This window comes from Lysinibacillus sp. 2017, assembly GCF_003073375.1.
Taxonomy (GTDB): Bacteria; Bacillota; Bacilli; order Bacillales_A; family Planococcaceae; genus Solibacillus.
In genome coordinates, this window is record NZ_CP029002.1 from 1,613,058 (window position 1) to 1,627,986 (window position 14,929).

A 14,929-nucleotide genomic window follows, 5' to 3' on the forward strand; every position below is an offset into this window, starting at 1 on the left:
ATCTGCTTCAATCAACGAGATGGTAACGGGTATTAATTCCATTACACAACAAGCACAAGAACTAGCTACGACACAGGAGCGAACTTCAGAAGCTGCAGCAGATGCGAAAACATTGGCTAATAAAACACAAGATATTTCTAACTTTATCAAGGGAATTGCAGACCAAACGAATTTACTTGGCTTGAACGCAGCAATTGAGGCAGCGCGTGCAGGAGAACATGGCAAAGGCTTTGGCGTTGTCGCAGATGAAGTACGTAAACTGGCAGTGAATTCTGCTGAAGCGACTGATAGTATTGAATCCAGCCTAACGCAAATGAAAAAATCGATTGATACAATTTTAAATTACATGACGAAAATTAGTGATTTAGCGCAAACACAAGCAGCATTAACTGAACAAATGAATGCTTCGGCTGATGAAATTAATAGTATGTCACAAGATTTAGTTGATTTCGCAAAAAAATAAGATGACGCATGCACATTTACATACAAAAGTGAATGTGCATTTTTATATTGGAAAATATTTGATATGATGAAGTGAGAAAAAGAGAAATGGGGGGATATTTGTGGAGATGATTAATACATTTGGCAATGCAATTTGGTTTACCATCATTCCAGTAGTGTTTTATATTAGTTGTTTTTATTTTACACTTACATTTTTTCAACATTTAAAATCAGGGGACACGCAACTTCAAAAGAGTTCGAAGCTTTTTGCAGTACTTTCACTGGCACTTGCACTTTTAGCACCTACGATTATCAATTATTTCATCATTTTAAAGATGTCGAGTTTTTAACGTAGTAAAAGTACGAATGTAGAGCCAATTTTTTAACCTATGAAATATGTAAGATTTAAATGTTAAGAACACCTCGTAGTCTAAAATAAAAACGATTACGAGGCTGAATTTTATTTTGTGTCTTTCATAGTGAATTGCTGTAAAAAATAATCGATAACGATTTTATCAGGGGGACTAATTTGCTGTGGGAGATTATGTACATCAAAGAATTTGATATCGGTTGATTCTGTTTCATCAAACTGGATAATACCGCTATAGTTTTCACACGTATAGGCTGCCACCACATTGTATACTTCATCACCATGTGGATATTGATAATAAAGAGCTTTTCCAGAAAAAAGATGAAGCAACGTTAGCTTGTTTGCAGTTAATCCTGTTTCTTCAACCATTTCTCTAGCAGCCACTTCCTCTAAACTTTCACCTAAATCCATTGACCCTCCAGCTAATCCCCAACAACCATTATCCTTTCTTAATTGTAGCAATAATTGCTTTTGTTCGTTGAAAATGAGTACACAAGCACCGACCATGATAAGTGGTTCAGACCCAATCTTTTTTCTTAAATTCAAAATATAACTCAACTTTATCACCTCAAAATGACTTATTTTCAGCTTGTAGGATTGTTGAAAAAATCCAGCCCCCCTTAACGAAGCAGAGCAGACTACATTAAAAGAACTTACCTTAAATTTTATTCTATTATATTTTACCTTACCTTACCTTACCTTACCTTACCTTACCTTACCTTACCTTACCTATGTTTAACATACAAAAATATCCATAATTGTATGGCGATATGGTAACCTTGATGAAAGAGGTGATTAAATTGAAAAGATTATTTTCTTTAATGTTAGTTGCTATAATCATTTTAGCAGCTTGTAATTCAAAGTTGAGTATTAGTGAACTTCAAAGCGTTCCTAGTAAAGTACAAGATGTAATCAAATCTGATTCTACACTGCAAATGATTACTAATGGCGAAAAGAACACCTACATTGTTTTTCACTCAACAGAAGCCGTTTCAGTTGAGCTTGAAGTGACAGAGAATATATTAAACATAAAATTTAATACAACAAATCAAGAAAATACTGAGTTAAAACAGTATGTTTATAAATTAAATCGTGGAGATTCAGAACATGACACAATTAATGTGTTAGTTAACGAGGAAAATATGCCTTTTGATGGTGGTAGGACGATTTTTTAAAAATATTGACTTGTGAATTTTTAATGTAACTACATACAAAAAACGTTCCCAAATGACACTATGATGACTTTCTGAAAAAATCTTTCGAAAATAACTATGGTACCAAATATTAAAATATCACCTTTGAAGCAAGCTTAGAAAGGATATGAATTTATGGGATGGAGAAAAATTTCAGCTTTAATTCTTATGTTTTTAGCTATGTATTTATCGGTGTATGCTGGCTCATCACCATAAGTTGGGGATGACATAATTTTAAGATTCAAAGTGATTCCTTTTTAATCTAGTCCGTTCTGCTACGCTTCGGGGGACGCTTTCCTGGGGGCGTGGCTCCATCTAACTTGTTACTTGCCTCTACGGCGGCAAGCAACAAGTGGATATTCCGCGCACGCTTAATCCCCAAGGGGTCGCCCCCTGCGCTTCGCGGCACTCTAATTTGGAATAAAAATTTTTTCTAATAAGGTGTTTTAGATAAGGCGTATTCGATAAAGTATCTTTTATAAACGTGAAAATAGTTTAATTAAAGAGTGTTCATCATAAATGAAACAATGGCATTCACTTTCATTCCATTAATGAAATAGGATTCAAAATATAGAGGATAAACTTGATCAATCCCCGCCGCCTCGCGATAGCGCAAGCGGCATTATCAGACGCATTTAACCGAGTAAAATGTACAACACTTTGTATTGGTGGGCCTGGCCGTAGCCCGCCAATAGCTAGACAAACTGATAAAACAATAATCAACTCCATGTTACGGTGATGAACCATTATGCTAATACAATTTAGTTAATTTATAGAAAGAGGGTTAACGATGAATTATATTAAATCATTACGTCAACACATCGGAACAAGTCCAATTATTGCACCAGGATCGGCTATTATTGTTTTGAATGAAAACAATGAACTATTATTGCAACTACGCTCAGATACAAATGATTGGGGCCTTCCGGGTGGTGGTATGGAAATTGGCGATAGCTTTGAAGAAACCGCTCAAAAGGAATTATTCGAAGAAACAGGATTGATCGCACAAGATTTGCGACTAGTAGGACTAGCTTCTGGCAAAGACTTATATTATAAATTCCCGCATGGCGATGAAATTTACAATGCAACGGCGATTTATAAAGCAATAAATGTAACAGGTACACTACATAAAAACGAAGAAAGCAAGGCATTAAACTATTTTGCATTAGACAACCTGCCTAATCTTAATTATACAACGTCAAAGCTGCTTGAAAAGGCGGGGTACATTGTGATTAATGAATAGTAAATAATATTTTCGTTAATGAGATACACGCACCATCTTACTTTGAATTCAAATTTATTGAGAACTTTACAAAGGGGAGTTTTGGATGAAAATAGGCATCATCATTTTATGGGTCTTTCTATATGGATATAGTATGAATAAATTAGGCGTTCAAAAAGATGGATTTTATATTATTTACTCCATCGTCATCATTTTTGGCGGTATTTTGTTGATTGAAAGGCTTTTTAAAGGCAAACGCTCCACATAATTTAGCAATCAGAGAAGGAAGGGTTTTATGAACAAAAAGAGAATACTGAGCACCGTTGTATTTTTAATTCTTTGGACGGGTTTTATTTATCTATTTGCTATTAAAGAGCCGATATCCATATTGGATCTATTAGAAGCCAAGGGAAATTGGAAGGATGATAGCGTCTTAGTAACTGAAGATATACTATCTGCACAACTTGTGAATGTCGTATCTGATCCACAACATATATTGATAGAAGGAACAAAACTTGAAACCTTATTTGGTTATTTAGCGTTAACGGATATTAAAAAGTCGAAGGAACGATTAGAAGCAATCGATAGCACTGCGTATATTATCAGTTTTGATACAGAGCAAACGATCAACGCGATTAATGGTACAAAAAAAATGTTATTTAAACAACACGATGGAAAAACAGTGATCAGTTTATTAGGGGTAAATCCTAGTAAGAAGCATTATTATTATGAAACAGAAGATACATCATTTTATCGTTTCGCGATGGACTTAATGAAGTAGACACTTTTTATACATAGGCATTAATAATCTTTTCGAAAAGCCGTTCAACTTAAAGGAAACTATTTCCTTGTAAACGTAAATCATTATATCATTGGATAATTTCATATTATATCGGGGATAGACACTGTATAATATTATTTTAAAGTGAAGTTGAACAGGAGGGATAATCTTGGCAATTTTAATTTTTATCGTTATTGCCTTCTTTATAATTGAGCCACGCTCGTATAATAATATTTATTTATTGGCACTTATTTTATTAGTAGAGTTGCTTTATTATACAGAAAAAATATTCTTTAATACGAACTTTAGTGAACAAGTACTTAACATTACAAGCTTCACATTCGTATTTGCATTTATCCCACTAATTATGGCTACGTTATCCGTATTAACATACTTCAATAGTAAGGTGCTTCTTGAAAAAGAAGGGCGTAAAAAGTCCAATTTATTTTTAGGCATTCTAGGTGTAGCAACAAATATTGTGCTTATTTATTATATTTATTCGATGCGTACGATTAGTGGAAATGTGTATAGTGAAGTAGCGTTTTATTATATTTTTGGACTTTTTGTTTACTTTACGATGATGTATTCTGCAACAGCTATTTACGCAGCACTTTATAATTGGCGTCCTATTTCCTATACGCCGGATTATATTATTATTTTAGGTTCTGGATTAATTGGTGACCGTGTACCACCACTACTTGCAAGTCGCATAAATAGAGCCGTTCAACAATATAAAAAATATAATGGCCGTCCTCTAATTATTACATCTGGCGGACAAGGTAGTGATGAAAAAGTTGCAGAAAGCTTTGCGATGAAAAAATACATTCATGAGCACTACCCAGAAATTCCAGATGAAGCGGTTGTGATGGAAGACCGTTCCACAACAACTTTAGAAAATATGCTGTTTTCTAAAAAGATCATTAAGGAAAGATTCGGCGAAAAAGCACGCGGTCTATTCGTTTCAAACAATTATCATATTTTACGTGCTGGCTACTATGCGCGCCGAGCGAAATTACAGGCAAATGGTGTTGGCTCGAAAACCGCTTTTTACTACGTTCCAAACGCTTTTACACGTGAGTTTATTGGCTTACTCGAAATGTTTAAATGGCGCCATATTACGCTTATTGCATTGTATACAATTTTTATGCTGTTGGTTTTACGGGCGTCGAATTAAGCAAAGAATTTTATATTCTGTTTCATTTAAAAAGGCAGTGGAAAAGAGGGAAATTCATTCACATATGGATGCGAATGAATTTCTCTCTTTTAATTTCCTAAGTATAGAATCGCCACTAAAATCACAACTGGAATACCGACGACAAGTGATAGCACAGAAATGGCAGTGTGGATACGTTCTTTGGATTTGAATAGTAATTTGAACACGAAGTAAATCAAAATCCCGATGAGTCCACCTGCTGTATTTAACAATAAATCATCGATATCGCTAGCGCCACGTTTCAAAATATATTGAAGTATTTCAATGCCTAAGCTTGTCCCAGCAATAGCTCCGAGTACATTCCAAAAACGAAACGGCTTCATTAAGTTTGCTACATAAAGCCCTAGTGGAATAAACATTAACATATTTCCCCATACATTTAACGAAAAGCCTTGTTCAGTAATCATGTCAAACGGTACTAGGTTAATACTACGTCTTGCGTCACGTGCTAAAAATACAGTGTCAATCAGTAGATATACATAGAATAATAAAACAAACCAATAGCCGATATTTAAAACTTTCTTCATATAATTCCCCTTTAAGCTTACTTTCTATAGCATATCACGGAAAGATTAAGAGAAATTGAGGTGAAAACTTAAGATATTCTTAAGTTTTGTTTTACAAAAATTAGCTTTTTACCGCATGTATATAGTGAATCGTTTCAAATGCTTGCAAGTTGTCGTCGCGGTTATCGAAAAATTGATTTTGAATGTCTTGTGGGGACAGGTGCTCATAAATGAATAGCTGCTCTTTGGCAAGCAGTTGTTCAAGCTCTGGAAGTGTCGTGCTAAATTTCATTGGTTCCCCAGAAGCTGCGGCCATTTGAACCATATGTTGCACGCGATTATAAATGCCTTGCTCTGTAAATAAGCGCTCATCCGCTACATCAAATAGTATCGAGCTGCCTTTTGTTAAATCTCTAAATAATGTATTTACAAGCTGTTGAAGGATATCTTTTGTTAAATAATACGTAACCCCTAATAAAGTAAAGACGGTTTTCTTATTTGGATCAAATCCATTTGCTATTAACTTTTTAAGTGAAAGTTCTTCCGTGAAATCCATCGCGACAAATGTTAAATTGTCCGGGTATGCGAGGTTTGCTTGTTGCAGTCGTTGTAGCTTAAATTGCTGGGTGGAAGGGTGGTCCACTTCAAAGATTGCGACGTCTAGATTTGGGTGACGCCATGCAAATGTATCTAATCCTGCACCTAAAATGACGTACTGCTCTGCACCGAGCATAATTTCATTAGTTACAACCTGTTCGGCATAAGCAGCTCGAGCTAACGGAGTAGGGGATAGTTGGATTTGATTGACCCATTTTAAAATGGCGGCATCATTGCCTTTTAGTTTTTCTGCCATTTCGGGACTGAAAAACTGGATACCCTGTGCCATGTTAGAGGAAATCGCATTGTATTCTTCATTTGATAAAAAATGCTGTGCGACTGTATCGTTAAAAATAATCGGGTAATCCTCTTTTACGTGGTAGGCTCTACTAAAAGCCGATACAAGAGATGTTAAACTAGATTCATTATTTTTCATTTAAAACACTCCAATAAAAAAAGATTCCCCTGGCCAGGAGAATCTCATTGTATCACTTGTAATTTTATATGTAAATTATAGCATAAATTAATTTTTTTGTCAAATATTTACCCTTTTAATAGTATGGAAATAGTCATTTTCTATCCATTTGATAGCGATTACCTGCTTGTATATAAATGAACGGATTTTCCGCTTAACATAAGATCACGTACTTTTTTCATGCCGTTTTTTATGGCAATTTTTTCAGAGGCGATATTTCCGTGTTGAATTAAGGAAATTACTTTTGGTAAATGTAATGTTTGTAAGCCATGTTGTAGTAGTGCAATTGCCACTTCAGACGCGTAGCCATTGCCCCAAAAAGGCTCATCAATCCAGTAGCCGACTTCGATAAATTCCTCGCAGTCGATTGTTTGTGGTACGAGTCCGGCATGGCCAATTTTGGCACCGGTTTCTTTATCGAGTAAAAGCTTTAAGCCATAATCGGCATGTGTATGATAATGGCCCATAATCCGATTCAAAAATTGAACGGCTTGTTCTTTATTTCGAACTTGTCCATCGCTGATAAAACGCATCACATTCGGATTACGTAGCATATTCTCTAAAAATGGAAGATCAGCCTCTGTGTAGTCAACTAGCTTTAAACGTTTCGTTCCTAACATTATTAAAACCTTCTTTTTTAAGTTTATGAAGATGCATCCTATTTTGAGTGCATCAATGTTGTTAAATATGATTTTCTCACCATGCGACACTATGAAAAGTATCCGCTGATTCTTGCGCCCATTCTTCCATAAGCTTGGGCATTTGTTCTGGCACTGCTTTTACAACTGGAACGTATAGGAGTGCATAGCCACCCCCTTTTAAAAGGGGGTGCATTTTGTTCGCTAAAAATTGTGGCTCGCAGCTGTAATAATGAAAGGCGTCAATGCTCACAATTGTATCAAAAAACTTATCTGCATATGGTAAGTATAGTGCATTTGCATGCAAAGGGATGACTTTATGCTCGAACTTCCATTGCTTTCTTTTTCTCTTTTGTTTTAGATGAAATACGATTAAAACTGGTCGCTATTTCATTAATTTAAATCATCACGCAGTGCATCAATTATATTTTCTTTTTTAATCATATGGAGCGCATACATCGTTGTTATAAAAATAATGATAAACACGCCTATGATACTAATGGTAATACTCATCCATGGGAATTTAAATTGAACATCCGCACCACCAGCAGACATGCCTTTGTAAATAAGCCAAGCGAGAAGTCCAGAAATCGGAAGACCAAATAATAATGTTTGGAAGCCGTAAAGGGCACACTCAAAGCGCATCATTTTATTGAAGTTACGATCAGACATTCCGACAGAACGAAGCATGGCGAGCTCCCGTCTACGCAAGCGAATGTTTGTTGAAATCGTGTTAAATACATTGGCAATCGCAATGAGTGAAATCATCACAATGAACACAATCGTGAACAAATCAATAATGAAAATGATATTACGGTTTTGCTCAAAGATTTCGTTGGCATTGTATATTGTATACTCACTAGAGATAGCTTGTGCCTGTGCGATTTTCCCCATATCTGTTACCGCTGATGTTGTATCTTTTGACTGGAACGTTAAACCTCGGTCCATTGGTACACCGGTTAATCCCCATTCCTCGATTTGTTGATACGGCACAACAACCATAAAGGTATACGGCTTTACTTCTGATAGCTGCTTTGGTAGTGGATCAATTGGATACGTTTCAACAAATGTCATGTCAACCGAATGCGCCTCTACTTGCTCCCCATCATTCGTCATAGGTGTTAGTACGAGTAACTTTGATTGCTTTGTAAATACATCCATATAGTCCGTCGCATCGTTAGGTAACACTTTCGCCACTGCGATTGCTTTCGCATTGTGTCCTGTATACTCAGCGGGATTAAGACCTAATTGGTTCAAGAAATCGAAGTACAATTCATCCTCTAAAAACTGAACGTCTAAAGGCAAATCGATTGTTCCATTAGTTGGTTCAGCATTTATTGTTTGACGAAAACCAGATGTTACGTCGTCAACATGCACATCTGTTGAATAGTCCATCATTGCTTGATATGAGCCCCCGTAAATACCTTCTACGTTTTGGAACTTTTCAAATAGCTGTGTTGCTTCGTCTTCTTGCATATTTTCACTAAAGAAAAGTAAGTCATAGTCTGTGCTCACGGCGGAAGAGTCAGCAGCTTGTTGTAATGTGGTTTTGAAAGCACTTGCTGATACGAACATGACAACACTTAAGGTTAAGGATAAGACAATCGTGCGATAGCGTCTTTTGTTACGTCTAAAGTTTTTTAGTGCGAGTGTGCGTTCTAAGCCAAATAGTTGCTCCGTCCACTTAGATGTTTGAATTTCTTTCATCTCAACTTTAATTTCGTTTGTTTGACGAATACATGCCATAACAGGTGTATTGGCTGCTTTCCGTGCAGGTATATATGCCGAAACTAAAATTGTTACGAAACTAATTGCGACGGCAATTAAAATAATTGGCATTGAGACGTGTAAAGTTAAGGGAACACCACTATAGGCAATATTGCTGAAGTTTTTAGAGACAAGTGATAATACACCACTAACAGTTGGAATGCCGACAAGTACACCAAGCGGAATACCGACTGCACCAATGCAAAGCCCTTCGAATAAAACAGAATTTCGTAATTGCTTCGCCGTTGCACCAACGGATAATAAAATGCCGAATTGACGCATCCGTTCATTTAATGAAATCGTAAACGCATTGTAAATAAGGAATACAGAGCCAAGCATAATGAGTGCAACTAAAATGGCACCGACTGAATAGAGTAATGTATTGAAGGTCTTATCGTTAGAGAGCCCCATAAAACGTAATACATTATCGTTGTACATGAAATGCTGTTGTTTCACTTCATCTACATAATCATGTACATTTCTTGGGTTATCCATTTTAATAAAGGCGCTAAAGCTACTTGTTTCTTCTAAATTTTCTGCTGTTGTAATAATGGTATAGCCAGGTGCTGAGGCTTCCTCAAAAGTAGGGCGACTGAATGTACCGACAACGGTATACGTTTTTTCCTGTTGTGCGTTCAATGTTTCAGATTGTCCTTGATATGCATCATATTGGGAAAGGGACTGTTCATTTTGCATACGCTGTCCAATGTTTAGCGTTACGGTGTCACCGATTGCAATAGACACCTCACCATTTTCTTTTAAGTGGGAAGGCACAATGATTTCAGAATTGTTTTCAGGGTAGTGACCAGTTGTTAACGTAATCGGTAGTTCGCCATAGGTATTTTGATCAAAGCCAGCAATAAAAACGTATGGCTTATGTTCATTTTTACTGTTTTCAAGCGCAGCATAACCAATGTTTTCAAATGTAATCGTGTTGGCAATACGGTCATCTTCCTGCTGTTGTTCGATAAACGCTTTATCCACGTCTGAAAAGCCAACATGCCAATCGCCATACTTCATAATGGAACCATTCACCATATAGTTTTGTAGGGAAGTCGCAAAGGTCGCAATGCCTGTAATCATCGCAGCAGATAGAATCACACCAATAATCGTCACAATTGTTCGCGTACGGTTTTTTAGTAAACCTTGCAGCGCCACTTTATTGAAAATATTCATTATCGTGCCACCCGTCTCTCATCGCGAATGACTTTGCCGTCAGCCATCGTAATAATGCGGTCGGCTTGTAAGGCGATATTTTCATCATGTGTAACAACAATTAATGTTTGCTCATATTTTTCATGACTCGATTTTAATAAACGCATAATTTCATGACCATTTTTACTGTCTAAGCTACCTGTTGGCTCATCTGCAAGCATGACAGCTGGTGCATTCATGAGTGCACGTCCAATGGCTACACGCTGCTGTTGACCACCTGAAAGCTGATTAGGTAGGTGGGTTTTGCGTTCATGAAGCCCAAGTAATTGGAGTAAATCGTATAAGCGTGCTTCATTCACGTTCCGTTTATCCATCAAAATCGGTAATGTAATATTTTCGACTACATTCAATGTGGGAATCAGGTTGTGAAACTGATAAATTAAACCTACTTCACGTCGACGAAAAATCGCAAGCTTATCATTATTTTGGGCGTATACATCTTGGCCGTTTAAATAGATTTTTCCACTCGTCGGTACGTCTACACCGGCAATGGCATGCAGTAATGTCGATTTACCGGAGCCTGAAGAACCAATGATCGCGGTAAATTCGCCTTTTTCAATTGTTAAAGAGACATTGTCAAGGGCTGTTATTTTATTTTCACCTTGTCCATATTCTTTACATAAGTGTTCAATTTTTAGGAATTCCATTATAAGTGCCTCCTTTTGTGCTATACGCTTATAATAGATCGTTTGCGTTACATTTTCGTGACGGGAAAGTGAGAGATTCGTCACTTTGGAAATCGAATTATAAAAATTGCACCGCCATCTTGATGGTTTTTCGCACTCACCATCCCGCCTTGACGGGTAAGAATCGTTTTAGATAGGGCAAGACCAATCCCGTATCCTGCAGTATTTGTATTTTTCCCCTGGTAAAAACGTTCAAAAAGATAAGGGATATCTTCTTTTTTGAAGCCAGGTCCGCTGTCGTGCAAGCTAAGTTCAGTATATAACGGGTTTTCCTCGCACGTAATTTGAATGACTCCATCATTGACCGTGCTTTCGATACAATTTTTGATCATATTTTGTAGAGCCTCTGAAAGCCAGTCAAAATCGCCTTGTATCGTTGCTTGGTTAGGAATAGTTAGATGTACGGTAATATTGTGCAAGTCCATTGTGATTTGAAAAGGCTGAAGCGTTTGTTGGATTAATTGTTCCACGCGAAGTGTCTCTGTTTTAAATGTCACAATGCCTGCATCTAATCGAGAAATTTTAAGAAGTGACGTAATGAGCCAGTCCATTTGGTCGAAGGATTTTTGACTATCTCTTAGCAACATTTTACGTTTTCGTTCATTTGGCTCGTTTTGAAGTAGTGACAAAATGAGTGTAGCCGATGTGAGTGGGGTACGTAACTGATGTGCGATGTCTGCTAGGGACTCTGCTAAATACACTTTTTCCTTTTGCAACGCTTCGTTTTGCTCGCGAATACGCACCGTCATTTTGGTGATTTCATGTTGTAAAATCGACAGTTCTCCTTCCTCTGCCGCTTGTATAAATAGCTGGTCATCGTGATGAAGCACCATGTCAATTTGCTCTGAAATTTGTGCAATACTTTTATAGCGTGTTCTTGTGAAAATGAAAAAGATCGTCCCAAGTAGTACACAAGTAATAAGTAGTAATAGACCAGCTAACGGCTCAATGAGAAATCCTAGTACTGTTGCGATTGCAGTAATCGTGCTAAAACTATATGCGAGTTTGCGAACTTCATTATTGCGAAACATGGCTGCCTCCTAAACGGTAGCCAGTGCCGCGAACAGTTAAAATGAAATGTGGGTTGCTAGTGTCCGACTCGATTTTTTCACGCAGTCGTTTAATATAAACGGTTAACGTATTGTTTGTGACGAATTCGCCCGATGCATCCCACAACTCATCAAGTAGCCGGTCACGTGTAATAATGCTTTTCGGATTATTAATAAACACGAGTAATAACCGGTACTCCAGTGCGGATAGAAATACTTCTTGGCCATTTTTTTTGACAATACCCGTTGTCGCATCCACATAAAGTCCGTCGAGCTCAAAGGCAGTAGATGTTGGCGTATATTTGCGTAAACAATTGCCAATACGTGCAATCAATTCACGTGGGCGAAACGGTTTCGTAATGTAGTCGTCAGCACCCATATTAAGTCCTGTGACAACACTCGCTTCGTCACCAGAAGCGGTTAGAAAGATCACCGGGATGTTTTGGGTTTGTTTGATTTCTGTGCATACCGCAAAGCCGTTTCCATCTGGAAGAGAAATATCAACAAGTGCTAAATTAAATTTTTGTTCAGTAACGAGTGTAATCGCTTCAGTCTGTGAAGCAGCATGCGTAATTGTAAAGCCTTCAGAGCGTAGAAGAAGAGAAAGGTTTTTCGCGATCTCTGCATCGTCTTCAACTAAAAAAATATGGTTCATTTTTCGTCATCCTTTTCTTTTAAAACCAATAATCATGGTATTGAAATCTGGTAAGTCGTTCAAAATGAATGTTTTCATTCAGCGTACATTGTTTCAAGTAATTCGGACGAACACGGAAAATTAGAGGGAAATGTCCGTGTAATTGATAAATACCCGCTTCTTTCTTTTATAACATAGCACATGAATGGATAAGCTTGTGAATTGTATAATGCTGTATGTTGTATGACAAGCGAGGAACCTAAATGGTGCTATCGTTTTTGTCTATTTCCACGTCTGCGTAACTACAAAGTTAGCTATTCCATATTTGTACTAAAGAGAACCAATAATATGAGGGGAATTGTTTTATTTAGGGTAAGTTTTTTATAATTGCTATTTATATCATGTTAAAGTTAAGAAAACTTGTTTTAATTATTTTGTAGTATAAAAATTATAGCTTTTAGTTTAACTTGTTGTGTAATACTGCTTCATAGAAAATGCAAATGAAAGAGGTGAGTGGATGAATAAAATTTTAGTAATAGAAGATGATGAAACCATTTATGAAGAGCTGCAATTCCTGCTACGTCTTCATGGATATGAGCCGGTAAATAGCTTTCCTTGTGATTTAGCGTTGCTTGATGTGAATTTACCAGGTGAGAATGGGTTTGAAATTGCTCGGAAAATTCGCGAAAAATCGGATATCCCGATAATTTTTTTAACTGCGAGGGATTCAACGGAGGATGAGCTAATCGGCTTTCGCATAGGGGCGGATGATTATATACATAAGCCATATAATTCTTCCATTTTACTTGCACGAATTGAGCGATTACTCGCACGAAAAACAAATGTAACGAGCACCGTACGCGAGCTTAGTTTAGATTTAGCGAATTTAAAAGTACGCTATCATGAGAAATCCACGGAGCTCACAAAAAATGAAAGTCGCATTTTAGCGAGTTTAATGAAAAAAGAATTGATGACACGTGAAGAAATCATTGAAGACTTATGGAATGACAGCTTATATATTGATGAAAATACATTGTATGTGAATATTAATCGATTACGTGAAAAATTAAAGCAAATTGATGCAGTCGATTTTATTAAGACGGTGCGCGGGGTTGGCTATCGTTTATGATGAAACCATTTTTATTGGATAAGATGATTACAATTGGTTTTTTATGCATGGCTTTTATTTTCATGGTCGTTTTTTTAGTTGTTCTCAATGTACCGGTCATCACGATTAGTACAATGGGTGCCGTATATATATTGAGCTTTACTGGTTGGCTCATCGTAAGCTTTACTTTGGCTAAAAGAAAACAAACCAAACTTAACCATTTAGTACAGCAATTAGAGCAGCGTTATTTAGTTGGTGAAGTGTTACCTGTGCCAAGCTCCTATACTGAAAAACAATATTATGAACTGATGCAAGTAGTATCAAAAGATGCCATTCATCGTGTGGAACAGGCAAATCGTGAGGCATATGAATACAGGGAATTTGTTGAACAATGGATTCATGAACTAAAAACACCGCTTACCGCGATGAACTTGATTTTAGCGAATGATGGCGATAAGCGAAAATTGCGTCGAGAACTAAAGCGGTTAGACAATTTAACAGATCAAGTGCTTCATTTTGCTAGACTTCAATCAATTGAAAAGGATAAACAATTTGATCGATTCTCGCTTGCAATATTACTTAATCAGGCCGTGAAAAATCAAATGGATGTATTAATTGCAGCGCGAATTCAAGTATCCATTGAAGGGGATTCAACTGTTTACACAGATCAAAAGGCGCTACAGTTTATAGTCAACCAGTTTTTAATCAATAGTGCAAAATATTGTCCTGAAAGTAAAGTAGTCATGACGGTTTGTGACAATGTGTTCACCTATGAGGATAACGGGATTGGGATTATGAAGCATGATGTTCCACGTATTTTTGAGAGAGGATACACAGGAACGAATGGTAGAAAGTTAGGGACAAGTACAGGAATGGGCTTGTATATTGTTGCGAACATGTGTCAGGAGCTGCACATTCACATACAGGTAGAAGCGGAAGTTGGACAGTTTACACGTTTTACACTGACATTTCCACAAATCTAACGAAAATGTAAGATTACTGATAGATAGCGTTAGAACAAATCAATCTTACTC

The 14,929-nt window shown here is 36.9% G+C and carries 17 protein-coding genes and 1 pseudogene; 9 read left to right on the forward strand and 9 right to left on the reverse strand.

The genetic code is table 11. The features are described 5' to 3' along the window. Positions 1-22 precede the first annotated feature (22 nt). Positions 23-463, forward strand: a pseudogene (locus tag DCE79_RS18965) (methyl-accepting chemotaxis protein); the annotation flags it as partial. Between the two features lie 100 nt (positions 464-563). After that, complete coding sequence (locus DCE79_RS07665; protein ID WP_369916804.1) at positions 564-791, forward strand: hypothetical protein; 228 nt, start codon at positions 564-566, stop codon at positions 789-791. A 110-nt stretch (positions 792-901) separates the two neighbouring features. Here DCE79_RS07665 and DCE79_RS07670 read toward each other — a convergent pair whose 3' ends face one another. Further along, entirely contained in the window at positions 902-1,369 is a 468-nt protein-coding gene (locus DCE79_RS07670) for an NUDIX hydrolase (RefSeq protein ID WP_108712483.1), read from the reverse strand. Between the two features lie 233 nt (positions 1,370-1,602). Here DCE79_RS07670 and DCE79_RS07675 point away from each other — a divergent pair, with 233 nt between their 5' ends. The 5 genes from DCE79_RS07675 (at position 1,603) to DCE79_RS07690 (ending at position 5,181) form a co-directional block, all read left to right on the forward strand. Next, on the forward strand, positions 1,603-1,986 hold the full coding sequence (locus DCE79_RS07675) for a peptidylprolyl isomerase (protein WP_369916810.1): 384 nt from the start codon (positions 1,603-1,605) through the stop codon (positions 1,984-1,986). Between the two features lie 808 nt (positions 1,987-2,794). Continuing rightward, positions 2,795-3,247 (forward strand): NUDIX hydrolase, encoded by a 453-nt coding sequence (locus tag DCE79_RS07680; protein ID WP_108712485.1) that lies wholly within the window; start codon positions 2,795-2,797, stop codon positions 3,245-3,247. Between the two features lie 85 nt (positions 3,248-3,332). After that, positions 3,333-3,494, forward strand: coding sequence for a hypothetical protein (locus tag DCE79_RS18475; protein ID WP_159083067.1), 162 nt, complete (start codon positions 3,333-3,335; stop codon positions 3,492-3,494). Positions 3,495-3,521: 27 nt separating this feature from the next. Beyond that, positions 3,522-4,007 carry a hypothetical protein gene (locus tag DCE79_RS07685; protein ID WP_135841922.1) on the forward strand — a complete coding sequence of 162 codons (486 nt, stop codon included), beginning with the start codon at positions 3,522-3,524 and terminating at the stop codon, positions 4,005-4,007. A 169-nt stretch (positions 4,008-4,176) separates the two neighbouring features. Further along, complete coding sequence (locus tag DCE79_RS07690) at positions 4,177-5,181, forward strand: YdcF family protein (protein ID WP_234417363.1); 1,005 nt, start codon at positions 4,177-4,179, stop codon at positions 5,179-5,181. Positions 5,182-5,270: 89 nt separating this feature from the next. Here the strand turns inward: DCE79_RS07690 and DCE79_RS07695 are convergent, their stop codons facing one another. From DCE79_RS07695 to DCE79_RS07730, 8 genes are all read right to left on the reverse strand, one after another. Further along, the gene (locus tag DCE79_RS07695; RefSeq protein ID WP_108712487.1) at positions 5,271-5,747 is read right to left on the reverse strand and encodes a VanZ family protein; all 477 of its coding nucleotides are present in this window, start codon (positions 5,745-5,747) and stop codon (positions 5,271-5,273) included. Between the two features lie 100 nt (positions 5,748-5,847). Beyond that, positions 5,848-6,759 (reverse strand): class I SAM-dependent methyltransferase, encoded by a 912-nt coding sequence (locus DCE79_RS07700; RefSeq protein ID WP_108712488.1) that lies wholly within the window; start codon positions 6,757-6,759, stop codon positions 5,848-5,850. A 158-nt stretch (positions 6,760-6,917) separates the two neighbouring features. Beyond that, a complete protein-coding gene (locus DCE79_RS07705; protein WP_108712489.1) occupies positions 6,918-7,418 on the reverse strand; it encodes a GNAT family N-acetyltransferase in 501 nt (166 codons plus the stop codon). A 76-nt stretch (positions 7,419-7,494) separates the two neighbouring features. Next, complete coding sequence (locus DCE79_RS07710; RefSeq protein WP_108712490.1) at positions 7,495-7,809, reverse strand: methyltransferase domain-containing protein; 315 nt, start codon at positions 7,807-7,809, stop codon at positions 7,495-7,497. A 20-nt stretch (positions 7,810-7,829) separates the two neighbouring features. Further along, on the reverse strand, positions 7,830-10,379 hold the full coding sequence (locus DCE79_RS07715; RefSeq protein WP_108712491.1) for an ABC transporter permease: 2,550 nt from the start codon (positions 10,377-10,379) through the stop codon (positions 7,830-7,832). Further along, complete coding sequence (locus DCE79_RS07720; RefSeq protein WP_108712492.1) at positions 10,379-11,065, reverse strand: ABC transporter ATP-binding protein; 687 nt, start codon at positions 11,063-11,065, stop codon at positions 10,379-10,381. Before DCE79_RS07720 ends, DCE79_RS07715 begins: the two co-directional genes overlap by 1 nt. A gap of 80 nt (positions 11,066-11,145) precedes the next feature. Next, positions 11,146-12,135 carry a sensor histidine kinase gene (locus tag DCE79_RS07725; protein ID WP_108712493.1) on the reverse strand — a complete coding sequence of 330 codons (990 nt, stop codon included), beginning with the start codon at positions 12,133-12,135 and terminating at the stop codon, positions 11,146-11,148. Beyond that, on the reverse strand, positions 12,122-12,808 hold the full coding sequence (locus tag DCE79_RS07730; RefSeq protein WP_108712494.1) for a response regulator transcription factor: 687 nt from the start codon (positions 12,806-12,808) through the stop codon (positions 12,122-12,124). The genes DCE79_RS07725 and DCE79_RS07730 overlap by 14 nt, the downstream gene beginning before the upstream one ends. A gap of 496 nt (positions 12,809-13,304) precedes the next feature. Here DCE79_RS07730 and DCE79_RS07735 point away from each other — a divergent pair, with 496 nt between their 5' ends. Then, positions 13,305-13,916, forward strand: a complete 612-nt coding sequence (locus DCE79_RS07735) for a response regulator transcription factor (protein WP_108712495.1) — start codon at positions 13,305-13,307, stop codon at positions 13,914-13,916. Next, positions 13,913-14,878 carry a sensor histidine kinase gene (locus tag DCE79_RS07740; protein ID WP_108712496.1) on the forward strand — a complete coding sequence of 322 codons (966 nt, stop codon included), beginning with the start codon at positions 13,913-13,915 and terminating at the stop codon, positions 14,876-14,878. The genes DCE79_RS07735 and DCE79_RS07740 overlap by 4 nt, the downstream gene beginning before the upstream one ends. Positions 14,879-14,929: the final 51 nt, after the last annotated feature.

Excerpts from the sequence above, each read along its gene's own strand:
- DCE79_RS07680 (WP_108712485.1), top strand. The coding sequence starts at position 2,795 with ATGAATTATATTAAATCATTACGTCAACACATCGGAACAAGTCCAATT.
- DCE79_RS18475 (WP_159083067.1), top strand. The coding sequence starts at position 3,333 with ATGAAAATAGGCATCATCATTTTATGGGTCTTTCTATATGGATATAGT.
- DCE79_RS07685 (WP_135841922.1), top strand. The coding sequence starts at position 3,522 with ATGAACAAAAAGAGAATACTGAGCACCGTTGTATTTTTAATTCTTTGG.
- DCE79_RS07695 (WP_108712487.1), bottom strand. The coding sequence starts at position 5,747 with ATGAAGAAAGTTTTAAATATCGGCTATTGGTTTGTTTTATTATTCTAT.
- DCE79_RS07700 (WP_108712488.1), bottom strand. The coding sequence starts at position 6,759 with ATGAAAAATAATGAATCTAGTTTAACATCTCTTGTATCGGCTTTTAGT.
- DCE79_RS07705 (WP_108712489.1), bottom strand. The coding sequence starts at position 7,418 with ATGTTAGGAACGAAACGTTTAAAGCTAGTTGACTACACAGAGGCTGAT.
- DCE79_RS07715 (WP_108712491.1), bottom strand. The coding sequence starts at position 10,379 with ATGAATATTTTCAATAAAGTGGCGCTGCAAGGTTTACTAAAAAACCGT.
- DCE79_RS07720 (WP_108712492.1), bottom strand. The coding sequence starts at position 11,065 with ATGGAATTCCTAAAAATTGAACACTTATGTAAAGAATATGGACAAGGT.
- DCE79_RS07725 (WP_108712493.1), bottom strand. The coding sequence starts at position 12,135 with ATGTTTCGCAATAATGAAGTTCGCAAACTCGCATATAGTTTTAGCACG.
- DCE79_RS07730 (WP_108712494.1), bottom strand. The coding sequence starts at position 12,808 with ATGAACCATATTTTTTTAGTTGAAGACGATGCAGAGATCGCGAAAAAC.
- DCE79_RS07735 (WP_108712495.1), top strand. The coding sequence starts at position 13,305 with ATGAATAAAATTTTAGTAATAGAAGATGATGAAACCATTTATGAAGAG.
- DCE79_RS07740 (WP_108712496.1), top strand. The coding sequence starts at position 13,913 with ATGATGAAACCATTTTTATTGGATAAGATGATTACAATTGGTTTTTTA.